Source organism: Streptomyces sp. NPDC098789 (assembly GCF_044759975.1).
GTDB lineage: Bacteria > Actinomycetota > Actinomycetes > Streptomycetales > Streptomycetaceae > Streptomyces.
Genome location: NZ_JBIWAJ010000012.1, coordinates 212548 through 231186, shown reverse-complemented (window position 1 = coordinate 231186; position 18639 = coordinate 212548). Strand labels below are relative to the sequence as shown.

Sequence of the window (18639 nt, the reverse complement as noted above, 5' to 3'; positions counted from 1 at the left end):
AGACACCGGGCCGCTGCGCGGGCGGCCGGCAGCCGGACGGGGCGGCTACGCCCCTTGCTTGAGGACGGCGTTCATGACGGCCTTGGCGATGGGTGCGCCGAGGCGGCCGCCGCCGATGTCGGAGCGGGAGATGTCCATGTCCTTCGGGTCGATGAAGACGGCGACCGCGACGGGTGAGGCGCCGTCGCCCTGCTTGGCGTAGGAGACGAACCAGGCGTACGGGCGTTCGTCGCGGACATCGGCGCCGTGCTGGGCGGTGCCGGGCTTGGCGCCGACGACGACGCCGGGGATCCGGGCACCCTCCGCGGTGCCTTCGCGGGCGGTGTGCTCCATCATCTCCTGCACCTTCTTCGCCGTGCGTTCGGAGACGGCCCGCCCGTGCGGCCGGGGTTCCGCCTTCTCGATGGTGGCCAGGTCGGGACCGTTGATCCGGTCGACGAGGTGGGGCTTCATGACGGTGCCGCCGTTGGCGATGCCGGCCGCGACCATGGCCATCTGCAGGGGGGTACTGGTGAGGCTTCCCTGGCCCATGCCGGTCAAGGCGGTCTGCGGCCGGTCGAGCTGCTCGGGGTAGACGCTGGCCGAGGTGCGCACGGGCATGAACTGTTCCTGGTTGAAGCCGAACTTCTCGGCCGTCTCGCGCATCTTGTCCACGCCGGTCTTCAGCGCCGCGTCCAGGAAGACGTTGTTGCAGGACCACTGCATGGCCGTCTTCATCGAGGCCTTGTCGCACTGGGCGTCGGGGACGACGTTGCCGATCTTCGTGGTGCTGTCGGGCAGTGGGTAGGGGGCGGGTATCCCGGAGGCGGTGTCGATGTCGGTGACCGTGCCGTGTTCGAGTGCGGCAGCGGCGGTGAGGATCTTGAAAGTGGATCCCGGCGGATAGGCCTCCCGGATCGCGCGGTTGCTCAGCGGCTTGTCCTTGTCCTGGCCGAGCCGGGTGAACGCCTCCCCCTCCGCCCGGGATTGGCCGGCGAAGGCGCCGGGGTCGTAGGACGGGGTGCTGGCCATGGCGAGGATCCTCCCGGTCCGGGGGTCGAGGGCCACGACGGCGCCCTTCGCGCCGATCGCGGTGAGGCCCTCGTAGGCCGCCTTCTGGGCGGCGGGGTCGATGGTGGTGACGACGTCACCACCCCGGGGTCGGACGCCGGTCAGAGCGTCGAGGGCGCCGGCCCGCAGCCGCGGGTCCGTTCCGCTGAGGACGTCGCGGTGGACGCCCTCCAGCATGGTGGCGCCCTGGGCCTGGGAGAGGTAGCCGGTGATCGGCGCGTACATCGCCCCCTGGGCGTAGGTGCGTTTGTAGGCGAGGTCGGAGCCGGGGACCGGTACGGAGCCGGTGATCGGGCGCCCGCCGACGATGATGTCGCCGCGGGGGCCGCCGAACGCCTCGATGAGGTTCCTGCGGTTGTTCGGGTCCTTGGCCAGCGTCTCGGCGTCGACGAACTGGATCCAGGTCACCCGGGCGAGCAGGGCGAACAGCAGTGCCCCGAGGAAGAGGGCCGTGTGCCGCAGTGTCTTGTTCATGTTCTCTTTCGAATGGTCACGGCGCGCGTGTTGCGGCAGCGGGGAACCGGGGCGGGCCGGGGCCCGCGGCGGCCGGGGGGTGACCGGCTCGTACACGCGGCCTTCGGGGCGGCAGCCGCGACGGCGCAGGCCGCCAGTCCCGCCCCGAGGACGGCGAGAGCACACAGGAAGAGGAATGCGGTCATGTCCCGACATCAGCAGCCCACGCCCCGCTATGTCCAATATCTGGATCGATGGGCGATCAATTGTGATTTGATATCGTTGCTGCTCATGGACCTCGTAGGGCACGTGCGGAGTTTCGTCGCTGTTGCGGAAGAAAGACATTTCGGCCGGGCCGCAGCTCGCCTGGGGATGGCTCAGCCACCGCTGTCACAGCGCATCCAGCGGCTGGAGAAGGAGCTCGGCCTCCGGCTCTTCGAACGCACCAGCCGCCAGGTCGCCCTGACCCAGGCGGGCGCCCTCCTCCTCCCCGAGGCCCGCGACCTGATCACCGGCTGCGACGCGCTCCTGGGCAGCGCCGCCCGCATCAGGGACGGCCACCGGGGCCTCCTGCGCGCCGCCCTTCCGCCGGGCGTCGGTGCCGGGACCGTGGCCGCGATCCTGACGGAGCTGCACGAGCGTCATCCCGGACTGGACGTCGAGCTGCACGAACTCCCCACCGCCGACCAGCTCGCCCGCCTGGTCTCCCACGACCTCGATGTCGGGCTGATCCATCACCCGTGCGACGTCACCGGACTTGAGCTCGGTCCCCTCCTGCGGTGCGAACTCGGCGTGCTCCTGCCACCGTCCTCGCCCCTGGCCGAACGCGCCGAGGTGCCCCTGGCCGCCCTCACCGGACACGGCCTGGTCCTCTTCCCGCGTGCGGACGCCCCCGCCCTCTACGACGACATGCTCACCACCTGCGCCCGGGACGGCTACACGCCCGAGGCGATCCGTCACGGCCAGGGCGACAGCTTCGTCGAGGGGTTGATCCTCTCGGTGAACGCCGTGGCCTTCAGCCCGGCGCCGCCACGCCCGCCGACGGGCCCGACCGGCCCATCCGGCCCGTCCGGTCCGTCCGGTCCGTCCGGTCCGTCCGGATCCGACGTCCTGTGGCGGCCCTTGGTCGGCGCCCCGCTGGCCTGGCGCTATTCCGTCGCCTGGCCGCGCGGCCGGGGCAGCGCCTCCGTGACCGCCTTCGCCGACGCCGCCCCCGGAGCGCTGCGGCACACCACCGTCCTGTCCGACACCCCGCCCCCGCGCCCCCTCCACCTGCGTCCGGCATCGGAGTACTGGCTGTGAACCCCCTCCAGCGCATCCACAGCGCCTTCGGCGAAGCGGGAGCCACCGGCTGGCTCCATGCCGTCGACATCGACAGCGGCGCCGAGATCAGCGCAGGCGCCGACCAACCGGTCGTGACCGCCAGCGTCCACAAGCTCCCCCTCCTCCTCGCCCTCCACCGGCAGGCCGCACAAGGCCTGGTGGACCTGACCGAGCAGGTGCACTGCGTGCCCGCGCACCGCGCCGGCGGTCCCACCGGCCTGTCCGCCATGCTCGACCCCGTCCGGATCTCGCTGCGCGACGCCGCCTACCTCATGACCGCCCTCAGCGACAATGCCGCCGCCGAGCTCATCCTGGAACGCGTCGGCCTCGACGCCGTCAATGCCACCACCGCGAGCCTCGGCCTCACTCGCACCCGCGCCGTCCGCTCCTTCGCCGGGGCCCTCGCCACCCTCCGCGAGGACGCGGGCCCCACCGGCGTTCAGGCCCTGAGCGACCCTCACGTCATCGCTCGGCTGCGCGCGCTCGACCCCGCCCGCACCAACCACAGCACCCCCCGCGACATGACCACCCTCCTGCGGGCCGTCTGGCGCGACGAAGCCGCCGCTCCCGAGCACTGCGCCGCCGTCCGCCGCCTCCTCGGCCTCCAGGTCTGGCCCCACCGCATGGCCTCCGGATTCCCCTTCGACGACGTACACGTCGCGGGAAAGACCGGCACCCTGCCCACGCTCCGCAACGAGGTGGGAGTCGTCGAATACCCGGACGGCGGCCGCTACGCCCTCGCCGTCTTCACCCGCGCCGCCAACCCCGCGGCCACGCTCCCCGCCGTCGATGCCGTCATCGGAACCGCCGCGCGCATCGCCGTCGACGGCCTGCGCACCCGCTGACGGGGCGAGGGGCCGGGAAGAATTCCAGCGCCCCGGCCGAACGCCGGGAACCCACCACCTCATGGAGAGGTCGGACGACGGGACGCATCGGCCGTTCGGCGGCCGGATCCGGCCGGCCGACCGATGTACGACGGCCCTTGACTGCGCTATTCCAGAAGGGACCCATGAAGTCCTCACGAAAAGGTGCACGGTCATGTCGGTTCGGTTGACGGGCGCCTACCTGCTCGCCCTGCTGCTCACGGTCGCGGGCCTGGCCGTCGCCGTGGCCCGGTGGTCCCTGATCGCGGGTTCCTCGGCCCTCGCGGACTACGCCGCCCTCGGCGTCGTGTGCACGGCCGTCTTCGCGGGCGGCGCCGTGGCGGCTCTCCTGTGGATCCGGCGTCGCACCTCGAATCGAACGCTCCGGTTCCTGGGGGCCGGCCTCGTCTGGGCCCTGGCCTGCGGCCTGACCGTGGCATCGCTGTTCACCTGGGCCAGCGGTGACGTCCAGGGCCGCTACAACCGTTCCCTCGGCGGCGCGGGCCGCTGCCTCGCCGGCACCCCGTACGCCGGTCCGCACGTCACCATCGCGGCCCTTTCCGACATCGAGTCCAAGAAGGCCACCGCCACGCAGCCGGCGCAGCCCGAGATCCGGGGCCGGTTCGCCGTCCGGCCGGACGGCGAACCCCGCAGCGCGCAGCTCGTCCTGAGCGCGCCCACCAAGTCCGACGCCCCCACCCCCGCCGACGCCCGCACCCGGGCGATCCTCGCCCAGTACGGGTGCCGCTGAGCACCCCGGAACCGCGCCCTCGCCGGCGAACGTACGGACCGCGGAGCGGAAAGCACGTGCGAACAGGAAGCGCCACAGAGGTTCAACCTTCATCCAAAACTGGACTGATGGCCCCCGCTGCCGCCGCGACCCGTACCGTCGCTGCCTTCATCGCGCCCACGTCGTTCCGGCACGGGGACGGCGGGGCGGATGGCACGGAGGGAGGGGGACCATGGCCGTTCCTGTGGGCGCTCACACCTTGTCGGTGGAGCAGATGGGCCTGGGGGATCACGCTTTCGCGCACTACGCGGACGACGAGGTGCGCTGGGGGGTGCTGGGGGTCTTCGCGACGCTCGGGCTGGCCCGCAACGAGAAGGTCGTCGTCATGGCCGACCCGGCCGTGCCGCACGATGAGGTGGTCCGGCAGATGTTCCCGGACGAGCGGCCCGTTCAGGCGCTGGAGCGCGGCCAACTGCGGCTCACGAGCATGCGGGAACTGATCGGTCCGCACCGGAGATTCACCGCCGGGCGGCAGCTGGGCCGGCTGCGCGAAGAGACCTTACGGGCCCGGGACGAGGGCTACGCGGGCCTGCGGTCGGTCATCGACATGGCGTGGGTGGAGGACCTCGGCATGGACATCGAGGGCGTCATGCACCGGGAGACGCACGCGCAGGCCCTGTTCGCCGACCGCTCGTACGCGGAGATCTGTACCTACGACCGCCGCCGGTTCTCCGCCGGGACAGTGGAGGCCATGCGGGTGGGCCATCCGGTGGCGCTCCTGGAGCGTCCCGGGGATCTGGGCGCCTTCCACTTCGGCCACGGGGTGCGGATGGTGGGCGACGCGGACTGGTCGACGCGCGCGCCGTGGAGTTCGGCCCTGCGCACCGCGCTGGAGGGGGCCGGAGCGGGCCGTCCGCTGCTCCTGGACCTCACTGCGGTCCCCTTCCTGTCGGTGACGTGCGCCGCGGACCTCCTGCGTCAGGTGCGGCACGCCGATCCGGAGTCGCGGGTGGAGGTGCGCTGTTCGACGTTCCACGCGGGTCTGCTCCGCCGGCTCGGCGCGCCGGCGGTGGGCGGCCTCCGCCTGGTCGAGGGCGAAGGAGCTCTGGGATGACCCGGTCGCCGGCTTCGGCGTCGGCGTCGGCGTCGGCCTCGGCGGGCGAAGAACTGGTGTGGGAGACCCACTTCCACGCCGCCGACCTGGGCAAACTTCGCCTGCGGATCGACGGGCTCGCCCTGGACGCCGGTCTTCCGCCGCCGCGCCGGGACGCGTTCGTCCTGGCCGTGCACGAGGTGACCTGCAACGCGGTGCGGCACGGCGGCGGGTCCGGCACGCTCAGGCTCTACCAGGGCCCGGACTCCCTGCGCTGCCAAGTCACCGACGAGGGTCCGGGTTTCACGCCGGACAGCGTCCCCCACGTACTGCCCGACCCGGGCACCGCCGAGGGCGGACGCGGTCTCTGGCTGGTACGCGAGATCACCGACGGCATGGAGATCGCCGGACGAGACGTCGGCGCCGAGGTCACCTGCGTCATGCGGCTCTGACGCGGGTGGGCTACCGACACGCGTCGGATCGCAGGGACGGGCGCCGCGCGAGCGCTGCCCGCTCCTTCTGGAGCGCCTCGCCCGAATCGACTCGGGGTGCCGGGCCGCCGCGGGACAGGGCCCGGTCGGCCGCCCAGACGGCCGACGCGCAGGCCGCGAATCCGGCGCCGAGGAGGCTGCAACCGACCCAGCCGTGAGCTGCGAAGACGGCGGTGGTCGTGGCGGCGCCGAGGGCGGATCCGAGCGAGTAGAAGACCATGTAGCTGCCGACGGCGCTGCTGGTGCGGTCCGGGTGGGCGGTGGTGAGCAGGTGCTGGTTGCTCACGTGAACGGCCTGTACCGCGAGGTCGAGGAGCACGATCCCGATGGCCAGGAGCCACAGGGAGCCGGGCAGTTGGGCGATGGCCGCCCACGAAAGGACGAGCAGGGAGAGCGCGAGGCCGGTGACCGGGGCCGCCCGTCCCGCGTCGGCCCACCGTCCCGCACGCGCCGCGCCGAGTGCACCGGCGAGGCCGGCGATGCCGAACAGCCCGATCTGGCTCTCACCCAGCCGCCACGGCGTTCCCGCGAGGGGCAGGGACAGCCCGCTCCACAGGGTTCCGAACGATGCGAACAAGAAGAACGCGATGAGTCCGCGCGTCAGCACGAGGCGCTGCCGGAACATCCCGCCGAGTGACACGAGGGCCTGTCCGTACCCGGATCGGACGGCGGGACGTTCCCGCGACGGCAGCGCCACGAGGACGAGGGCCGCGAGCCCGAGCGACAGCACGGCGAGCACGGCGTAGACGCTGCGCCAGCCCCACGCCTGCGCGAGCGTGCCGGCGACGACCCGTGCGCCCAGGATGCCGACCACGACGCCCGAGGTCACGACCCCGATGGTGCGACCGCGTTCGGCGGGCGGCGATACCGAGGCGGCGTGGGCCACCGCGATCTGCACCACGACCGCGAACATCCCCGTTACCGCCAGCCCCACGAACGCCACCCACGCCGTCGACTCCGTGGCCGAGGCCGTCAGGATCAGGCCCACCGCGGTGACCGACAGGTGGACGGCGATGAGCCGGCGCCTGTCGACCACGTCTCCCAGTGGCACCAGCAGCAACAGCCCGGCCAGATAGCCGACCTGGCCGGTGGCGACGATCCACCCCGCGAGTCCGGCCGGCACGCCCAGGTCACGTCCCATCGGCTCCAGAACCGGCTGCGCGGCGTACACGCCGGCCACAGCCACACCACAGACCAACGCGAGCAAGAGCCGCCGCCACATGTCCATCGCACCCCAACCCCAAATCAGTAGCAGATTGCAACCATTTTGACGTTACGGCACACTGGTTGCAATCCGCAACTCATTGGAGGTGTCATGCCGCTGCACCCCGTCGTCCCCACTGACTCCGTCATCCCCACTGACCCCGTTGCCCCCACTGACCCCATGCGCGTCCCGGATTCCGGCTGGACCGACCCCGACTGCCCCGTCGCCCGTACGCTCGACGTCGTCGGTGACCGGTGGAGCCTTCTCGTCGTTCGCGACGCGATGGACGGGGCCCGGTCGTTCACCGAGTTCCAGCGAAGCACCGGTATCGCCCGCAACATCCTCACCGACCGCCTCCGCAAGCTCACCGCTCACGGGGTCATCGCCCAGCGCACCGCGGCATCGGGCCGTCGCCAGGAGTACGTGCTCACGGACGCCGGCCGCGCTCTCTTCCCGGTCATCGTCACCCTGCGGCAGTGGGGAGAGCGCCACGCCTTCGCCCCCGGCGAGGCCCGTTCCGTCCTCGTCGACGAGCGAGGGACCCCCGTGCCGGAGGTCGCGCCGATCGGCGCCGACGGCACCCTCCTCGACGTCGACACCGCTCACGTGCGGAAGGTCCGGTAGGAGGCGACCCCGCCGCGCGTGTGCTCGCGCTACTCCCCGATGAGGGCTCGGATGCGGGGGGTTGCGAGGACCATGGCGCAGCCGGCGAGGACGGCGAGGGTGCCCAGGGTGAGGTAGAGGGGGGTTCCGGTGAGGTGGGAAGCCACCTGGGCGCCGATGGCGTCGCCGGAGGAGGCGGAGAGGAAGAAGAGGCCGGCCAGCTGGGATCCCATGCCGGCGGGGGCGAGTTTGTGGCTGATGGACAGACCGGTGGGGCTGAGGAAGAGTTCGCCGACGGTCTGGAGGAAGTAGAGGCCGACGAGCCACAGCAGACTGATCCGGACGCCCCCGCCGGTCCGCGTGACGGCGACGGCCAGGAGGAGGAAGGACGCTCCTCCGAGGATCAGGCCGGTGGCGAACTTCGCGGGGGCCGATACGTTCACGCGCTTCCACACGGCGGCCAGGACGCCTGCGAACAGCACGATCATGATCGGGTTGAGGGCCGCCTGCCAGGTGGTGGGCATGCCGAGCATGTCGACGTGCCGGTCGGCGAAGAGTTGGACGCTGGATGCGGCGAGGTCGAAGATCGCCCAGAAGACCACGGCGCCGATGAACAGGCAGAGGTAGGCGCGGATCCCGTCGCGGCCCCGCTCGTCGAGGTCGGGCGTGCGCAGGAGTTTGACGAAGTATCCGGCCGGTACCAGGACGGCGAGGACGGCGAAGGCGCTGAGGCACCCGGTGAGGGTGAGGTGGTCGGTCCCGGCGAGGGCCGCGGCAACGGCCGCCGCGCAGAGCAGGACGAGGGCGGTGGTCCGTACGACGCGGCGCCGTTCGGCGGTGGTGAGGGGGTGCGCCGGCCGGTCGTCGGTGGCGCGCAGGCCGCTGGAGCCGACGAACACGACGAGGCTCGCGGCCATGGCGACGGCGGCGGCCGCGAAGGCGACGGGCCAGCCGAATTCCACTCCGAGCCAGCCCACGAGCAGGGTGGCCAGGAGTCCGCCGATGTTGATGCTGGCGTAGAACTTGCTGTAGGCGGCGTCGCGCCGGCTGTCACCGTGGTGGGTGAACAGGGTGCCGACCAGGGCCGTCATGTTGGGCTTCTGCAGGCCGGTGCCGACGGCGACGAGGATCAGGCCGGTGTACAGGCCGGCGGCGCCGAGGTCGAGGGCGAGGACCACGTGGCCGACGAGGATGACGACCCCGCCCGCGATCGCGGCCCGGCGGGCGCCGAGCATCCGGTCGGCGATCCAGCCGCCGGGCAGGGCCGTGAAGTAGCAGGCGGACAGGTAGCTGCCGACGAGCGCGGTGGCCACGGCCGGGGACATGCCGAGGCCGTGGGCCGTGTCGACGAGGAAGAGCGCGAGGACGGCCCGCATGCCGTAGAAGGAGAACCGCTCCGCCGCCTCGCTCAGGCACAGCGGGAGCAGTCCCCGTACCGGCGCCGTTGTCCGGGTGGTCGCTTCCGGGCCCGGGAGGGTGGGAGGTGCGGCGGTGGGCATGTGCGGATCTCCTCTTGGCTGCCACGGGGGGTTGCTGGCGTCGTCCTGGTTCGTGCGGCGCCGGCACCGGCAGGGCATCGGTTCGCGGGGGCCGCGCCGTCCGACGCCGAGGGCCGTCCGCGCCGGGCGGGCGCGCAGCCGTGACGGGTGGTCCGAGATCCACGGATCCGGGTCCGGGTCCTGGTCCGGATCTGCCCGGTGCGGATCGGGGTTCCGACACGGTGCGAACGATGCGCAGAGCGGGCGGCGGAGCCCCGGTGGCAGGGAGACCGCGGCGTCGAGGGACTCGGCGGCGGCTTCCTCGCGGTCGGGTGCTCGGGTCCGCCGCCGGGTGGCCCTCAACCACAGTTGTACCCAATGGGGACCGGGCTGGTCGCTGGCCGTTCGGCCTGAACTCCCCCTGGATTCCTTCGGCCGAAAGGACGAGGGCTGCCCGCGGCTGCGGGCACGGCGCGGCCGCCGTCGCGGGTCGGCCGCGGGTCAGCCGAGGGTCAGCCGGAGTTCGTAGCGGTCGGCGCGGTAGGCCTCGCGGGTGTGGGCCACGACCGCTCCGGCCGCGTCGAGGGACGTGCGCACGGTGAGCAGTACGGGCTCGCGCACCGCCAGGTCGAGCGCGGGGGCCTGGTCCGCGGTGGCGGGGGCCGCGCGGACGCTGAAGCGGGCCGTGGCGGGGGCGTGCCCGGTGGAGGCCAGGTGGGCGAAGAGCGATCCGGTCGTGAAGTCCACCGCGCCGATGCCCGCCGCGACAGCGCGGGGCACGAGGTCGTGGGTGAGGCAGACGGGCAGTCCGTCGAGGTAGCGCAGTCGGCGCAGTTCGAAGACCGCGGCTCCGGGTGCGACGTCCAGCAGGTCCGCTTCGGCGGACGAGGCGCGGCGCGTCCCGCTCCGGAGGACCTCGGCCGTGACGGCCCGGCCCAGGTCGTGGTTGAGGGCGGTGAACCCTTCGAGCGCGGCCCCGCCGGCCGCGTGGCTGAAGGCCGCGGTGCGCACCTGCCAGCCGCGGCGCTCCGAGGCCTCGATCACGCCGAGTTCCCGCAGTGCTCCCAGGGCCCGGCGCAGCGTCCCCCGGCTGACCGCGAGCTGGGTGCACAGGTGCCGCTCGGAGGGGAGGCGGGAGCCCCCGGGCAGGGTCCCGGCCGCGATCGCGTGGGCCAGGGCGTCGCGGACCAGGACGTACGGGGGGTGCGCCCCGTCGGCCTCGACGGGGGCGAAGGCGGGATCCGGCATGGGTGTCGAGTCCAAAGGGGTCGGGTGTCGGGAGGTCAGGATATGCGCGCCCGAGCGGCTCGCCGGGGGTGTACCGACCATGGACTCTGCACGAACTGGTACATGTCTGGTACTCATGGAAGGAGGTGGTGGCCAGGGAAGGTGACCATCCGGTCCGCCTGGCCCACAGTGCCCGGGCGCGCGCAGGGAGGAATGCTCGGCCGATGAGGACCCGCACCGGAAGCAGGATGACGTCGCGCACGGGCTGGCTGCACGCCGTCACCCGCGTCAAACCGGTGCCGGTCGACCGCGCCCTGGTGATCCGCGGAGCGATCGGCATGGCCGTTCCCCTCGTCGTCGGCCAGCTCGTCGGCCAGCCGCTGATCGGAGCCGCGGCCGGGCTCGGCGCGTACGGAGCCGCCGTCGACGACAGCTCCGCCCCCGTGCGCACGCGGGCGCTCGCCCTCGTCCTGCCCCAGCTCGGCGGCGCGATCGGCCTGGCGCTGGGACGGGCCGCGGGCGGCTCCGCCTGGCTGGAGGTCCTCGCGGTCGCGCTCGTCGCCGCCTGCTCCGGGCTGCTCTCCACCATCGGCCGGATCACCTCGATGACCACCCTGGTCTGGCTCCTGGCCACCGTCATGGGGCTCGGGCTGCCCACCACCACACCCTGGTGGCAGAACCCCCTGCTCTTCCTGCTCGGCGGGCTGCCGCTGATGTTCCTGTCCCTCGCCGGCGCGCTGCACGACCCGTACCGAGGAGAACGCGCCGCCGTCGCCGCCGCCTACGACGCGGTGGCCGACCTCCTCGAAGCCGGCCCCGCCACGTGGACCTCGGCCCGCCACCGCGTCACCGAGGCGATGGACCACGCCCACCTGACCCTGCTCGTGCACCGGCTGCGGCCGCCCCGCCCCGGCAGCACCGCGGGCCGACTCGCCGCGCGCCTCGACGTCCTCGTCGACGTCATCGCCGCCGCGCCCACCATCCGTCGCAGCCGCACCCCCGGGCCCGCCCGCTACCCGGCCGCCCTCCGCGCCGCCGCCCGGGCCGTGGCCGCGAGGAAGCCCGCGCACACCGCCGTGCTCCCCCGGGCCGGAACGGACCGGACCGACGGGACCGACGCCGCCGGCCACGAGCCGAGTGCGGTCCACGCCGCCGTCGATCGCCTCCGCGACTTCGATGACGGCGCGGCCTGCGCGCACCTGCCCCGCCGGCAAGGCCCGGGGTCCCGGTTCACCGGTGCATGGTTGCGGCTCGTCCGCGACGACCGGGCCCTCGTCTTCGCAGCACGCCTTGCCGTGTGCATGGGCGCCGCCCAGGCCGTGGCTTCGCTCACCGACCTGCCGCACGCCGGATGGCTGGTCCTCACCGTCGCCCTCGTCATCCGGCCCGACCTCGGCACCGTCCCCGCGCGCCTCGTCCTGCGCGCCGGCGGCACCGTCGCCGGCGTACTCGTCGGGCTGGGCGTCCTGGCATGGGTACCGAACGGGTGGGGGCGCATCGCCGTACTCGTCGCGCTCACCGCACTGCTCCAGGCGTACGCGCGCCGCTCCTACGCGATCCAGACCCTGCTCCTGACCCCGATCATGGTCCTGCTCGCCGACCCGCTCGGCCTCGGCGGCACCGGTGTACCCGAAGCCCGTCTGTGGGCCACCCTCCTCGGCTGCGCGACCGCCTTCGCCCTGGGGTACCTCCTGTGGCCCGAGGACGTCCGGGGCCGCGTGCCGCACCGCCTCGCACGGGTCTACGACGACCTCGCCGCCTACGCCGAACACACCGCCTCCGAAGCGCCCTGCGCGACCACGGGCCACGAGCTGCGCCGCCGCATCCACCGTGACCTCGCCGCCACCCGCTCCGAACTGGACCGCCTGCGCACCGACCCGCGCCACGCCCGCGCCCTGCGGGACTGGCGGCACGTCCTAGACCACGCCCACGGCGTCGCCGAAGACCTCGCCGCCGACGCCGCGACCGGTCCCGGTTCCGGCGCCGGCCGCCCCACCGGCGACACCACGGCGCTCGCCACCCAGCTGCGCGAACGCGCCCAACGCCTCCGGCACCGCTGACCGCGGCCGGGCGAGTAGCACATTCGGACGAATCCGAGTGGCAGCGGGAAGGTCTCTACGGTCCGATGAACGGGTGTCGACACAAGCTCTCACACCACCCGTCGACCGGAATGGGGGGCCTCTTCGATGGGGATCATCCGGGACCATCCCGAGCTCGTGCTGTTCCTCTGCCTGGCCCTGGGCTACCTGGTCGGCAAACTGCGGGTGGGGCCCATCACCCTCGGCGGGATCTGCGGCACGCTGATCGTGTCCCTGCTGCTGGGGGCGTGGAGCGGCGTCGAGATCGACGCGGATGTGAAGACGGTCTTCTTCGCCCTCTTCATCTTCTCGCTCGGCTACATGGCCGGCCCGCAGTTCTTCGCCCACCTCAATCGGCGCAGCCTGCGCTTCTTCGCCCTGTGCGCCATCGAGTTGGTCTGCGTTCTGGCCATCGCGATCGGCCTCGCCCGTGCCTTCGACCTCGATGTCGGCACGGCCGCCGGAATCCTGGCGGGGGCGGCCACCGAATCGGCCGTCGTCGGTACCGCCACGGAGGCGATCGGCAAGCTGCCCGGCCTGACCGCGGACCAGATCGCCGACTACCAGGGTCACGTGGCGACCGCCTACACCGTCTGCTACCTCTTCGGTCTGATCACCGTCGTGCTCTACACCAGCCAGATCATGCCGATGCTGCTGCGCATCGACCTGCGCGACGCGTCCCGCGCGCTGTGGGAGCGCATGCGCGGTGCGGACGGCGGCGGTCTGGGCGAGGACGAGCGCGAGGCACTGCCCGGACTGGTGGGCCGCACCTACCTCGTGACCACCGCCGACGGGCGCACCATCGGGGAGCTGGAGGCCTCGTTCGACGAACGGATCACCGTGGAGGCCGTCCGGCGGGGCTCCCGTGACGTGCACCCCGCACCGGATCTGGAGCTGCTCCTGTCCGACCTGGTGCTGGTCGTCGGCCGCAGGCAGAACATGATCGGGGCCGGCCGTGTGATCGGCCCCGAGACGGCCGGGATCCCCGGTGTGGACACGCCGTTGGCCTCGGCCGAGATCGCGGTGACCCGGTCCGACGTCGTCGGCCGCAGCATCGGCGATGTCCAGGGCGCGCAGCCGATGTTCATGGACAACGGGGTGTACGTCACCGAAGTCGTACGCGGTGACCTCCACCTGCCCGCCACCTCCGACACCGTCCTCGCCCGCGGTGACGTCCTGACCCTCGTCGGCGCGCGGTCGGGCTTGGCGAAGGTCGTCGCCCGGATCGGGACGGTGGCCAAGAACGACGCCACCGACTTCGTCTACCTCGGCATCGGCATCGCGCTGGGCTCCCTCATCGGCCAGCTCTCCGTCCGGATCGGCGGCGCACCGCTGTCCCTGGGCACCGGTGGCGGCTGCCTGGTCTCCGGGCTGCTGTTCGGCTGGTTCCGCTCCCGCAGTCAGACCTTCGGCGCCTTCCCACCGCAGGCGGCGACCACGATCAAGGACATGGGCCTCGCGGTGTTCATCGCCTGCACCGGTCTGGTCTCCGGCCCGCAGGCCTGGCCCCTGCTCAAGCAGTACGGGGCCCTGCTCCCCCTCGCCGGCATCGCCATGGTGCTGGTCCCCGCCACCCTCTCCCTGATCGTCGGGCACAAGCTCCTGCGGATCGAGAAGCCCCTGTTGCTCGGCGCGATCGCGGGCCAGCAGTGCTCCACCCCGGCCATCACCGCGATCACCCAGAGCGCGCAGAGTTCGGTCCCGATGCTCGGCTACACGATCACCTACGCCCTCTCCAACTTCCTCCTCCCCCTCACCGGCCCGATCCTCGTCGGAATCCTCGGCGCCTGACCCCCGCTGCCGCGCCCCTTCCCCCGGCCCACAGGTGCTCACATGATCGATTTCCTCAACCGGAACATCTTCCAGCCCCATCCGGAGCTCCTCGTCTTCATCACCGTGGCGATCGGCTTCCTGTTCGGGAAGCTCCGCTACAAGGCCATCGCGCTCGGCGCCGTCACCGGCTGCCTGATCGTCGGGCTGGTCCTCGGCGCCCAGTTCAAGGTGACCATCGAGGGCACGGTCAAGAGCCTCTTCTTCACCATGTTCCTCTTCGCCCTCGGCTACCGGGTCGGGCCGCAGTTCTTCCGCGGCCTGAAGAAGGACGGCCTGCCCCAGGTCATCAACGCCGTCGTCGTCTGCGTCACCGGCCTCCTCGTCTCGTGGGGCTTCGTGTCCATGCTCGGCTACGGGCCCGGGCTCTCCGCCGGGTTCCTCGGCGGGGCCCTCACCCAGTCCGCGGTGATCGGTGTCGCCCAGGACGCGATCGGCAACCTGCCCGGCCTCTCGGCCGACCAGATCAAGAGCGAGCAGAACCTCGTCGCCGTCGGCTACGCGGTCTGCTACCCGCTGGGCACCATCCTGTGCGCGCTCCTGCTGGCCAACGTGCTGCCCAAGCTCTACCGCCGTGACCTCGCGGCGGAATCCGCGCAGCTCGCCGCGGAGATGGACGTGCCCGCCGACAATCCCGACCTCGGCAAGGGCTACTACGAGATCGTGCTCCGCGCCTACCGCGTCGAGCGGCCCGACATCGTGGGCCGTACGGTCGAGGACTTCGAGAACCAGCAGAAGGTGCAGGGCCGGCGGGTCTACATCACCGGGATCCGCCGGGACGGCCGGGTCCTGGAGCACGACCAGCAGCGGGTTCTCCAGCAGGGCGACGTGGTCGCGGTCAGCGCGCTCCGCGGCGACCTGGTGGACTACGACGCCCGTACCCACGTCGGCGGCGAGGCCGATGACGCCGAACTCCTGGGCTACCAGACCGAGAGCCTGCACGTCATCGCCTCCGAGAAGGCGCAGCTCGGCAGGACCGTCGCCGAACTGCGCGCCGAACCGTTCATGGTCGGCGTGTACATCGACAAGATCTACCGCTCCGGTGCGGAGTTCCCCTACCGGCTCACCACTCCGGTCGAGCGCGGTGACACCCTCGTCCTGACCGGCCCGAAGAGGCTCGTGGGACCCGCGGGCAAGGAGATCGGCAAGCCGGTGCCGTCCTCGTTCGCCACCGACATGATCTGGGTCGGCCTCGGCATCTTCCTCGGCGGCTGCATCGGCATCCCCGCCCTGAAGGCCGGCGGCATCCCGATCTCCCTGTCCACCTCCGGTGGCGCGCTGATCATGGGGCTGGTCTTCGGGTGGATCCGCGGCAAATACCCCACCTTCGGCAACGTGCCGCCCGGCGCCCAGTGGTTCATGGACACCCTGGGCCTGTGCATGTTCGTCGCGATCGTCGGACTGAACGCCGGTCCGACCTTCACCTCCGGTCTCTCCAGCGCCGGCTGGGGCCTGTTGCTGTGGGGCGCCGTCGCCACCCTGATCCCGCTGATCGTCGGCTTCCTCGTCGGGCACCACATCCAGAAGATCCGCTTCCCCATCCTCCTCGGCGTCCTCGCGGGCGGGCAGACCACCACCGCCGCGATCGGCGCGATCAACGAGGAGGCCCGCTCCCAGGTGCCCACCCTCGGCTACACCATCCCCTACGCCATGGCCAACGTCCTCCTCACCATCTGGGGTGCGGTCATCGTCCTGCTGCACCACTGAGGCCGCCGCCCCGCCCGGGGCGATGTCCCACCACACCGGGGCCACCTGCCCGTGGCCCCCAGCCCGAGAGGCCCTTCCGTGCCGAAGACCAGCTTCACCCGCGAGGAGATCCAGTCCTTCGCCCAGCTCTCGCCTTTCGAGCTGAAGGACAAGTTCATCCAGATCGCCACCGCCGTGCAGGCCGACGAGCCCGGCCAGAAGGACACCACCGCCCGGGCGATGCTCAACGCGGGCCGCGGCAACCCGAACTGGATCGCCACCGGACCGCGCGAGGCCTTCTACGCACTCGGCTACTTCGCTCTCGACGAGTCCCGGCGGGTGTGGACGGCCGACAACCTCGGTGGCATGCCCGAGAAGAAGGACATCGGCGCCCGCTTCGACTCCTGGGCCCGGCGCCACCCCGAACTCCCCGGTGTCGAGCTGCTGGAGAAGTGCGTCAACTACGCCGTCGACCGCTTCGGCTTCGACCGCGACGGTTTCGTCCACGAGATGACCGACGCCATCACCGGTGACAACTACCCCGTGCCGGACCGGATGCTCGTCCACATCGAGCAGGTCGTCCGCGGTTACGTCGCCGACGAGATGTTCGACAAGAACCCCCCGGCCGGCGGCTACTCGCTCTTCGCGACCGAGGGCGGCACCGCGGCCATGTGCTACATCTTCGACTCCCTGATGAAGAACGGAATCCTCCACAAGGGCGACAGGATCGCCCTGATGACCCCCGTCTTCACCCCGTACATCGAGATCCCCGAGCTCGACACCTTCGAGTTCGACGTCGTCAACGTCCAGGCGAGCAACTTCGCGGAGACCGGGGTGCGCGAATGGCGCTACCCCACGGAGGAGATCGCCAAGCTCGCCGACCCCTCGGTGAAGATGGTGTGCCTGGTCAACCCGTCCAACCCGCCGTCGCTGGCACTGAGCGACCGGGTCGCGAACCAGATCAAGGACATCGTCGCCACCTCCAACCCGAACCTGCTGATCGTCACGGACGACGTGTACGGCACCTTCGTGCCGGGCTTCCGCTCGATCGCCGCCGAGCTGCCCCGCAACACCCTGCTGGTGTACTCGTACTCCAAGCACTACGGCTGCACGGGCTGGCGGCTCGGTGTCATCGGCCTGCACGACGACAACGTCATCGACGAGATGATCGCGAACTTCCCGGCCGAGCAGAAGGACCGGCTCGCCAAGCGGTACGGCACCCTGAGCCTGCATCCGGAGGAGATCCGCTTCATCGACCGCCTCGTCGCCGACTCCCGCTCCGTGGCGCTCAACCACACCGCCGGCCTCTCCCTGCCCCAGCAGGTGATGATGGGCCTGTTCTCGCTCTTCGACATGCAGGAGGAGGGGCAGGCCTACAAGGAGAAGATCCGCCAGATCGTCCACCGGCGCCTCGATCTCCTCCTCGAAGGCGCCCAGATGAAGATCTCGGATGACGACAAGCGGGCCGGTTACTACATCGAACTCGACCTCCTGGCCGAGGCCGAACGCGTCCACGGCAAGGACTTCGCGGACTTCCTGGAGAAGAACTACGAACCGGTCGACGCCCTGTTCCGCCTGGCCGAACAGACCTCGGTGGTCCTCCTCAACGGCGGTGGTTTCGACGGACCCCAGTGGTCCGTGCGCGTCTCCCTCGCCAACCTCGACGACCTCGACTACCTGAAGATCGGCCATCACCTGCGCGCGATCTTCGAGCAGTACGCGGAGGAATGGCACCAGACCAAGGCCTGATGCCATCCGGCCGGGCCGGCGCACGAGCGCCGACCCGGCCGGTGCCTTTGGCAGGCGGTCGGGCAAACGAGTGGTCAGGCGGTCAGGTGTCCTGGCGGAAGCGGTGGATGGCCGTGTCGTAGCGGGGAGCCGTGAAGCGCCCCCCGGTGATCGCGTCCGGCACGGGAGTGCCCGGTGCGGTGGTCAGCGGGATCCACCCGGCCCAGGCTTCGACCTGGTCGTCCTTGGGCTCGTCACGGGCGAAGCCGGCCCGGACCTTGAGGGAGAACTCCTCGATCGGCAGGGTCAACACCGCCGTGTACTCGGACTCCTCCACGCTGGGACGACGCGCGGGGTTCGGGCCGGTGAGCCGCCCCGGCACGACGCTCTCCACCACCTGCGCGAGCGCGTCCGCACGCTCGGCCGGGTCCTCGACGGGGGTGGCCCGCCCGAAGACCATCACCGAGCGGTAGGCGGCCGAGTGGTGCGAGGAGGCGCGGCCCAGGATGACGCCGTCGATGATCGTGGCGGTGACGCAGACCGGGGCGCCGGAGGAGGTGGCCTTGATGTACCGGCCGTGGGCCGAACCGTGCAGCAGCAGTCGGTCGTCGACGCGCGTGTGCAAGGTCGGGATGACGACCGGGCCCTCGTCCGTGGCGAAGCCGATGTGGACGTAGAGGGCCTCGTCCAGGATCGCGTATGCGTCGTCCCGGTCGTAGGTGACCCGCTCCGGGTACCGCTGCGCCGTCGTGCGTGAGGTGGGTGCCATGGCGGTCACTGTAAGGGCGCCTTTTGTGGCATT

General features: G+C 71.7%; 15 protein-coding genes. 10 read left to right on the top strand and 5 right to left on the bottom strand.

All coding sequences use genetic code 11. The features are described 5' to 3' along the window. Window positions 1-45 precede the first annotated feature (45 nt). Window positions 46-1524, bottom strand: a complete 1479-nt coding sequence (locus ACIQWR_RS24370; RefSeq protein ID WP_404013159.1) for a peptidoglycan D,D-transpeptidase FtsI family protein — start codon at window positions 1522-1524, stop codon at window positions 46-48. 270 nt (window positions 1525-1794) lie between these two features. On the opposite strand from ACIQWR_RS24370, the gene ACIQWR_RS24365 reads away from it, so the two are divergent. The 5 genes from ACIQWR_RS24365 to ACIQWR_RS24345 all read left to right on the top strand — a co-directional run bounded on the left by ACIQWR_RS24365 (window position 1795) and on the right by ACIQWR_RS24345 (window position 5964). Further along, window positions 1795-2805, top strand: a complete 1011-nt coding sequence (locus tag ACIQWR_RS24365; protein ID WP_404013156.1) for a LysR family transcriptional regulator — start codon at window positions 1795-1797, stop codon at window positions 2803-2805. Further along, the gene (locus ACIQWR_RS24360; RefSeq protein WP_404013154.1) at window positions 2802-3671 is read left to right on the top strand and encodes a serine hydrolase; all 870 of its coding nucleotides are present in this window, start codon (window positions 2802-2804) and stop codon (window positions 3669-3671) included. Before ACIQWR_RS24365 ends, ACIQWR_RS24360 begins: the two co-directional genes overlap by 4 nt. Window positions 3672-3864: 193 nt before the next feature. Further along, window positions 3865-4440: a hypothetical protein gene (locus ACIQWR_RS24355; RefSeq protein ID WP_404013151.1), complete on the top strand. Its 576-nt coding sequence runs from the start codon at window positions 3865-3867 to the stop codon at window positions 4438-4440. A gap of 211 nt (window positions 4441-4651) precedes the next feature. After that, window positions 4652-5533, top strand: coding sequence for an MEDS domain-containing protein (locus ACIQWR_RS24350; protein ID WP_404013149.1), 882 nt, complete (start codon window positions 4652-4654; stop codon window positions 5531-5533). Then, window positions 5530-5964, top strand: a complete 435-nt coding sequence (locus tag ACIQWR_RS24345; protein ID WP_404013147.1) for an ATP-binding protein — start codon at window positions 5530-5532, stop codon at window positions 5962-5964. Before ACIQWR_RS24350 ends, ACIQWR_RS24345 begins: the two co-directional genes overlap by 4 nt. Before the next feature lie 10 nt (window positions 5965-5974). Here the strand turns inward: ACIQWR_RS24345 and ACIQWR_RS24340 are convergent, their stop codons facing one another. Further along, window positions 5975-7231 carry an MFS transporter gene (locus ACIQWR_RS24340; protein WP_404013144.1) on the bottom strand — a complete coding sequence of 419 codons (1257 nt, stop codon included), beginning with the start codon at window positions 7229-7231 and terminating at the stop codon, window positions 5975-5977. Window positions 7232-7387: 156 nt separating this feature from the next. On the opposite strand from ACIQWR_RS24340, the gene ACIQWR_RS24335 reads away from it, so the two are divergent. Then, window positions 7388-7831, top strand: coding sequence for a winged helix-turn-helix transcriptional regulator (locus ACIQWR_RS24335; protein ID WP_404013140.1), 444 nt, complete (start codon window positions 7388-7390; stop codon window positions 7829-7831). 29 nt (window positions 7832-7860) lie between these two features. Here the strand turns inward: ACIQWR_RS24335 and ACIQWR_RS24330 are convergent, their stop codons facing one another. Together ACIQWR_RS24330 and ACIQWR_RS24325 are read right to left on the bottom strand one after the other, a co-directional pair. Further along, entirely contained in the window at window positions 7861-9309 is a 1449-nt protein-coding gene (locus ACIQWR_RS24330) for a peptide MFS transporter (RefSeq protein WP_404013137.1), read from the bottom strand. Window positions 9310-9789: 480 nt separating this feature from the next. After that, window positions 9790-10536, bottom strand: coding sequence for a GntR family transcriptional regulator (locus tag ACIQWR_RS24325; protein ID WP_404013134.1), 747 nt, complete (start codon window positions 10534-10536; stop codon window positions 9790-9792). 227 nt (window positions 10537-10763) lie between these two features. Here ACIQWR_RS24325 and ACIQWR_RS24320 point away from each other — a divergent pair, with 227 nt between their 5' ends. The 4 genes from ACIQWR_RS24320 to ACIQWR_RS24305 all read left to right on the top strand — a co-directional run bounded on the left by ACIQWR_RS24320 (window position 10764) and on the right by ACIQWR_RS24305 (window position 17858). Next, a complete protein-coding gene (locus ACIQWR_RS24320; protein ID WP_404013131.1) occupies window positions 10764-12575 on the top strand; it encodes an FUSC family protein in 1812 nt (603 codons plus the stop codon). Window positions 12576-12701: 126 nt separating this feature from the next. Next, window positions 12702-14384, top strand: a complete 1683-nt coding sequence (gene aspT, locus ACIQWR_RS24315) for an aspartate-alanine antiporter (protein WP_404013128.1) — start codon at window positions 12702-12704, stop codon at window positions 14382-14384. A 42-nt stretch (window positions 14385-14426) separates the two neighbouring features. Further along, entirely contained in the window at window positions 14427-16130 is a 1704-nt protein-coding gene (gene aspT, locus ACIQWR_RS24310) for an aspartate-alanine antiporter (protein WP_404013125.1), read from the top strand. A gap of 78 nt (window positions 16131-16208) precedes the next feature. Further along, window positions 16209-17858, top strand: a complete 1650-nt coding sequence (locus ACIQWR_RS24305) for a bifunctional aspartate transaminase/aspartate 4-decarboxylase (RefSeq protein WP_404013122.1) — start codon at window positions 16209-16211, stop codon at window positions 17856-17858. 82 nt (window positions 17859-17940) lie between these two features. On the opposite strand, the gene ACIQWR_RS24300 is transcribed toward ACIQWR_RS24305, so the two are convergent. Continuing rightward, window positions 17941-18606 carry a pyridoxamine 5'-phosphate oxidase family protein gene (locus ACIQWR_RS24300; protein WP_404013118.1) on the bottom strand — a complete coding sequence of 222 codons (666 nt, stop codon included), beginning with the start codon at window positions 18604-18606 and terminating at the stop codon, window positions 17941-17943. Window positions 18607-18639 lie beyond the last annotated feature (33 nt).